Source organism: Dolichospermum sp. LEGE 00246 (genome assembly GCF_015207865.1).
Taxonomy (GTDB): Bacteria; Cyanobacteriota; Cyanobacteriia; order Cyanobacteriales; family Nostocaceae; genus Dolichospermum; species Dolichospermum heterosporum.
Window position 1 is genome coordinate 1 of the sequence record NZ_JADEWA010000408.1, and the last position, 4991, is coordinate 4991.

Annotated in this window: 7 protein-coding genes; 4 read left to right on the top strand and 3 right to left on the bottom strand. The window is 38.0% G+C overall.

The window, feature by feature from the left end; genetic code table 11:
• The first annotated feature begins 191 nt into the window (after positions 1-191).
• The gene (locus IQ228_RS20915; RefSeq protein WP_190383409.1) at positions 192-1091 is read left to right on the top strand and encodes a metallophosphoesterase; all 900 of its coding nucleotides are present in this window, start codon (positions 192-194) and stop codon (positions 1089-1091) included.
• Positions 1092-1193: 102 nt separating this feature from the next.
• Here the strand turns inward: IQ228_RS20915 and rpmB are convergent, their stop codons facing one another.
• On the bottom strand, positions 1194-1430 hold the full coding sequence (rpmB, locus tag IQ228_RS20920) for a 50S ribosomal protein L28 (protein WP_027402820.1): 237 nt from the start codon (positions 1428-1430) through the stop codon (positions 1194-1196).
• A gap of 191 nt (positions 1431-1621) precedes the next feature.
• On the opposite strand from rpmB, the gene IQ228_RS20925 reads away from it, so the two are divergent.
• Positions 1622-1909, top strand: coding sequence for a BrnT family toxin (locus tag IQ228_RS20925; RefSeq protein ID WP_193964276.1), 288 nt, complete (start codon positions 1622-1624; stop codon positions 1907-1909).
• Positions 1884-2135: a BrnA antitoxin family protein gene (locus IQ228_RS20930; protein WP_027402818.1), complete on the top strand. Its 252-nt coding sequence runs from the start codon at positions 1884-1886 to the stop codon at positions 2133-2135. The genes IQ228_RS20925 and IQ228_RS20930 overlap by 26 nt, the downstream gene beginning before the upstream one ends.
• A 51-nt stretch (positions 2136-2186) precedes the next feature.
• Here the strand turns inward: IQ228_RS20930 and htpG are convergent, their stop codons facing one another.
• Positions 2187-4154, bottom strand: coding sequence for a molecular chaperone HtpG (gene htpG, locus IQ228_RS20935; RefSeq protein WP_193964278.1), 1968 nt, complete (start codon positions 4152-4154; stop codon positions 2187-2189).
• A gap of 322 nt (positions 4155-4476) precedes the next feature.
• On the opposite strand from htpG, the gene IQ228_RS20940 reads away from it, so the two are divergent.
• Complete coding sequence (locus IQ228_RS20940) at positions 4477-4914, top strand: ATP-binding protein (RefSeq protein ID WP_193964279.1); 438 nt, start codon at positions 4477-4479, stop codon at positions 4912-4914.
• Here the strand turns inward: IQ228_RS20940 and IQ228_RS20945 are convergent.
• On the bottom strand, positions 4882-4991 hold a 110-nt coding region (locus IQ228_RS20945), incomplete at its 5' end, for a transposase (protein ID WP_143336338.1). The genes IQ228_RS20940 and IQ228_RS20945 overlap by 33 nt on opposite strands.

Consider the following 4991-nt stretch of genomic DNA (forward strand, 5'->3'; position numbering starts at 1 on the left):
AAATCAATTCACAAAAAGGACGGTTACGAATATGGAAAATCAAAGATTTGTTAATTGCTCAACTGTCCCTTTCATTGTTTGTGCTGGCGCACAAAATTACTCAAGGGACGTTTCACAATTAACCCTCCATTCCTCCCATCACCAAACTGAGTACAGTTTTGGTGGGGGTCTCCTGGAGGTTTAGATGAATTATGAATATTAACCGCCGTCAATTTTTGTTTTTAGGTGGAATTAGCACCATAGCATCTGGATTTTTGAGTGGGAAATTGTCAAATTCAAATTCTCTCATACAATCAGCAACAGCAGCTAAACCAGTCAAAAAAGATTTATTATTGCGCTTTGTATCCGTTGCTGATACAGGAACTGGGACTAAGGGACAATATGCTGTAGCAAATGCTATGAATTTTTATCATCAGCAAAATCCTTATAATTTGGTAGTTTTAGCTGGTGATAACATCTACAATAATGGGGAAATTGAGAAAATAAAGGAAGTTTTTGAACGCCCTTATCAACCTTTACTAAAAAATGGTGTCAAGTTTCATGCTTGTTTAGGCAATCATGATATTCGCACGGATAATGGTGTTCCCCAAGTTAAATATCCTGGTTTTAATATGCAGGGACGTTATTACACATTTAGTCAAAATAAAGTTCAGTTTTTTGCCTTAGATACTAATGGTAATGCTGATTGGAAAAATCAATTAATTTGGCTAGATAAAGAATTAAGCCTGAGTAAAGCACCTTGGAAAGTTGTCTTTGGTCATCATCCGATTTATTCGTCTGGTCATTATGGAAATAATACAAGTTTTATTAAAACCTTTACTCCCCTATTTAAAAAATACAATGTTCAACTTTATATCAATGGTCATGAACATAATTATGAACGAACTCGCGCTATTAATGGAACTACCTATTTAATCTGTGGTGCTGGTGCTGGTAATCGTCCAGTTGGTCGTTCTCAATGGACAGAATATTCAACCAGTGATTTGAGTTTTGCTGCCTATGATGTGTATGCAGATAGAATGGAAGTGAGCGCTATTGGTACTAATAATCGCGTTTTTGATCAGGGTGTAATTAAATTAAATAGTGTTTAATGAAAGGAGTCAGGAGTCAGAAGGAAGTAGAAAGTAGAATAATCAATATCAAAGGGCTGCCCCCTGCCCCCTGCCCCCTGCCTCTGACCTGTTCCCTACTATTTAGTAATGGTTGAGGTTGATTCCTGCTTCTTTTGCCATTGCGTCTAAACCTTTAAATTCTAAGGTTTTAATAGCCTTGGTGGAAAGTTTCAATTTTACCCAACGGTTACCAGCAGCCCACCAAACCCGCTTGGTTTGCAGATTAACGTGCTGTAGACGCTTGGTGTGACGGTTGGAGTGGGAAACGGAACAAGCGTTATTGGCTTTTTTACCAGTTAGTTCACAACGACGGGACATAATAAATATCTCCTAGAGTTCTATTTTAAGACAACCTTCCCATTATATCCCAACAAGTTCGGGAAAAAGAATAATTATCTAGTGTCTAGGGAATTATGGCAAGTATTACCGACCTTTTGAGAAAATCTTAATCTTTACCATTCGTCACTAATGTTACTATAGTGTATATACAAAATGTATCTACAGGTCTAATGGAATTTGAATGGGACGAACATAAAAATCAACAAAATCAGAAAAAACATGGACTTAGCTTTGAGGAAGCACAAGAAATTTTTCAGGGAATCGTTTTTACGTCAATTGATGAACGATTTGACTATGATGAAGAAATTAGAGAAATTACTATTGGTGCAATACAAGAAATGATTCTTGTCACCGTAGCCCATACCGAAAGAAACGGCAAAATTCGTCTGATTTCAGCCCGAAAAGCCACCCCTAAAGAAAGGAGACAATACTATGAATATCTCGCCGAAACGTCTTGAAGAAATCCAAAATATCCCAGATTCTGCTATTGATACTTCTGATATTCCCGAATTAGACGATCATTTTTGGGAAACAGCTAAAATGGTGAAACCAATCACTAAAAAAGCTATTTCCATTCGCTTAGATAGTGACGTTTTGGAATGGTTTAAACACCAGGGAAAAGGCTATCAATCAATGATTAATACTGTGCTTCGTTCTTATATTAACCATCAAGAAAATCTCTAAAAAAATCAAGTGTTATAACCGACTTCTCGCAGAAGTCGGTTATCTGGCTGTTTATTTGCTGGCTTGTTCTGTTAGCTTGGTGAGTACGTCATTGGAACGTTCTACAAAGGATTTCATCCCATCTGCATCAAAGCCTTTTTGCGATATCAGTGCTAAGTCATAAACGTGCTGACACATCATTGTTACTAATTGGCTAGATTGTGACTCCCCATCACCCTGAATAATACTACCTTGACTGAGATTAATCAAGTTTTGAATTAACGGGTGAGCAGTATTTACTAGTAAAATATGTTCTTCGGGGAATTCGACGGTTTGCTGCTGCATCATAGCACTCATTTCTCGCATCCGGCGGAGAAATTCGGGTAATAATACCATTGCCGGTGGTGTTCCTTGAGGGTCGTCTGATTTCAAGGACTCGGTGCGGATGTTGAGTTTTGGCTTGTTGAGGGCTTTCTCAAATAGTTCTTTAATGACTTCTCCTTTGGTTTTGTTGGTGGTGGGGTCAACAATTTCGCCAGTTTTGTCATCGAGGAGGGTATTATCGAGGTCAGAGTCTACCCGTGTAAATTTGACATCTCGATATTCTTGTTCTAGGAAGTTGATGAAGTGGGTATCAATGAAGGAGTCCATATAGAGGACTTCTAAACCTTGATTTTTGTGGAGTTCAATATAAGTGGCTTGACTGGCTGCATCTGTGCTGTAGAATACCTTATTTTCGTGACGTTCTTTGTTCCGTTCTAAGTATTCTTTCAGGGTGGTGTAGGGGATGCTGGTCGCGGTTGCTGGGGTAACATCTTGCCACGCATCACCATCGGTAGATTGGACTTCAACGGCTGGGGTGTCGGCTACAGGGGCTTCTAATTTGGCTGTGCTGCGGAAGATGATAATGTCTTCAACTTGTTTTTTGAATTTCTCATCGTTGAGAACGCCAAATTTCACGAATGTTCCTAAGTCTTTCCAGGCTGTTACGTATTGTTCGCGGTCATCACGGTATAACTCTTTGAGTCTATCACCAACTTTTTTGGCTATATAATCGCCAATTCTTCTAATAGTGCGATCGCCTTGCAATGCACTCCGTGATACATTTAAAGGTATATCAGTGCTATCAATCACGCCCCGCATGGGCATTAGAAACTGGGGAATAATTTCCTCACAGTTATCACTGACAAACACCTGATTGCAGAATAACTTAATTTGTCCCTTGGTTACATCCACATCAGGACGCATTTTCGGGAAATACAAAATCCCGTTAATCACAAAGGGATAATCTGTATTCAAATGCACCCACAGCAAAGGTTCTTCTTGGAAAGGATACAAATAGCGGTAAAACTCTAAATAATCTTCCTTGGTGAGATTAGTGGGAGATTCCCGCCATGCAGCTTTTTGTTTATTTAAAACTTCCCCATCCATTTTAATGGGAACTGACATGAAATCGCAATAAGTCTTGACAAGATTCTTAATTCGTGCTGGTTCTAAAAATTCCTCTTCCTCCCCTTCTAATCTGAGGATAATCGTAGTTCCGCGACTGGTGCGGGAAGATTCATCTAAAATAAATTTAGGTGAACCATCACAAGTCCAACGCACGGCTTGTGCGCCTTCCTGATAAGATAGAGTATCAATTTCTACTTGCTTCGCTACCATAAAGGATGAGTAGAAACCCAAACCGAAATGACCGATAATCGGTTGGTCTGCCTTACCTTCATACTTGTCAATAAATTCTTCAGCACTGGAGAAAGCAACTTGGTTAATGTATTTTTTTACTTCCTCTGCTGTCATGCCAATACCATTATCAGCTATTGAGAGGGTTTTGTTGTCTTTATCAATGCTAATGGTAATTTCTGGTTCACCAATTTCGCCATTGTATTCCCCAGCACGGGATACCATGTTTAACTTTTGGATAGCGTCTACCCCGTTGGATACCAGTTCCCGCAAGAAGATTTGATGATCTGAGTAGAGAGACTTCTTGATAATCGGGAAAATATTATCGGTATGAATACTGATATTGCCTTGTTCTAACATAGTTATCCGTCGGTTTTACTTGCAGATATATTTTATGAAAATCAATTTTCGGTGATTTTATCTTTTTTGGGGTAAGGAATACCTCTTAATTATGATTCGGATTACACTACCATCATGCTAGACTGGGTACTGAAGACTAAAGACAGTGGTAAAGCCCAACTGCGTAATATAGTGAGTTTTAGCATTAATGTGAGGGTATTAGCAGTATTATCCGATTTGTGGAATAAGAATTATCTATTACACACTCCTATTGATTTTAGATAGATAAAATTGATATAACTGACATAACATAAAAACTGTCAACATATAAGGAGCATAAACAATGGCAACTGATCGGATTGATGCGTTTCAAAAAGCATTTCGTAATTTACAATTGCAACCTTTGGTGACAACAGAAGAAACCGCAGATTTTCGAGTTCCTTATGGTGATGATTTCATTGCAGAATTAGAACAGAGAGTTTTGGATGGTAATGATTATACCAATCAACTAATTTTTGCAGGACATCGCGGTTGTGGTAAGTCTACATTGTTGGCAGAATTTGCCAGAGAATTTGACGATAATTATCTGACAATCTTCTTTTCCATATCTGATTTAATTGAAGCTACAGCCATCAATCATATTAATATTCTTTTTGCTATTGCTGTCCAAATTATGGATAAAGCGGAGGAGCAAAAAATTGAGATTGATGCTAACAAAAAACAAAGATTTTTGGCTCTTGCGTCACTTTTATGGAGAATTAATACTAAAGTGCCAGTTTAATAAACTACGTAATCTAAAATTACTAAAGTTACGAAATCCATATCCAAGTCTTTTGATTAATTTGAGTTTATTATTAA